At 45.0% G+C, this 1,053-nt stretch carries 2 protein-coding genes; both read right to left on the reverse strand.

Going from position 1 to position 1,053, the window contains the following annotated elements; genetic code table 11:
- Positions 1-552: Mur ligase domain-containing protein (locus ACRCJ0_RS15070; RefSeq protein WP_431391020.1), on the reverse strand; the 552-nt coding region annotated here is incomplete at its 3' end.
- Positions 545-1,053 (reverse strand): hypothetical protein (locus ACRCJ0_RS15075; protein WP_431391021.1); only part of this gene is annotated, 509 nt, incomplete at its 5' end. The genes ACRCJ0_RS15075 and ACRCJ0_RS15070, both read right to left, overlap by 8 nt.

Raw genomic sequence — 1,053 nt, forward strand, 5'->3', positions numbered from 1 at the left:
ATTTTCATAATAGTCGGGGTGGTCAAAATCGATATTCGTAAAAATCGCGTAGTCTGGGTGGTATGCTAAGAAATGTTTACGGTATTCGTCCGCTTCTAGTACAAAATATTCAGCGTCTTCTTGACCAGAGCCGGTACCATCACCGATTAGGAAGTTTGTTGGGTGTAAACCACGCATCACGTGCGCCATCAAACCAGTGGTCGATGTTTTCCCGTGAGAACCAGTAATCGCTACACTAGTGTAGTCTTTGATTAATTCACCAAGGAAGAAATGGTAGCGCATCACGTCAAGACCTAATTCTTTCGCACGGACAACTTCAGGATGGTCATCGCCAAAAGCGTTCCCACAAATGATAAACATACCTTCTTGGATGTTGTCAGCGTTAAACGGTAGTAATTCAATACCAGCTTGCTCCAGACCCCGTTGGGTAAAGAAGTAAGTTTCTTGGTCTGAACCCTGAACCTTGTAGCCCATATTATGCAAGATTAAGGCTAAGGCACTCATACCTGATCCTTTGATTCCTGTGAAGTGATACGTTAATTCTTTATTCATGCTCGTTAAAATCTCCATTTCCTCGATTAGATTGTGCTTGTTTGTTCTTTAAATAGGGGGTCGATGACGGCTTGTCCTGGCCTGGAAAATAGGAATAATGTCCCGACTTAGCTTGTCTTCCTGGCTGGTTAAAGCTTACCTCTGGTTCATCCGCCATAATACTCTGCAGACCACGGTTTAAATGCCCTCGTTTAGGGACAGTGGCCCTTGCAGGCGTGGTTTCAGAAACCGGTATTGCTTGCCGTTTGTCTTGGAATCCTTTAGGTTCAGAAACCGCCTCTTCAAAATGAAAATGGCTGCGTTTGGATGACCGAGCAGCCTTGGCATCTTGACGGTTACTGGTCCAATTTGTCGGCAAATCATTCGGTTGAAAAGGTCTGCGGAATTGGTAATCTTGATATTCATGCAACTCTTGACGTAAACGGTCCAATTTTTGCTGGCGTTTGTCGTCCACAGAGGCCGCTTTAAAGACCTCCTGCACCCCTGAATCTTCGACTGGTC

The organism is Aerococcus sp. L_32 (assembly GCF_050689315.1).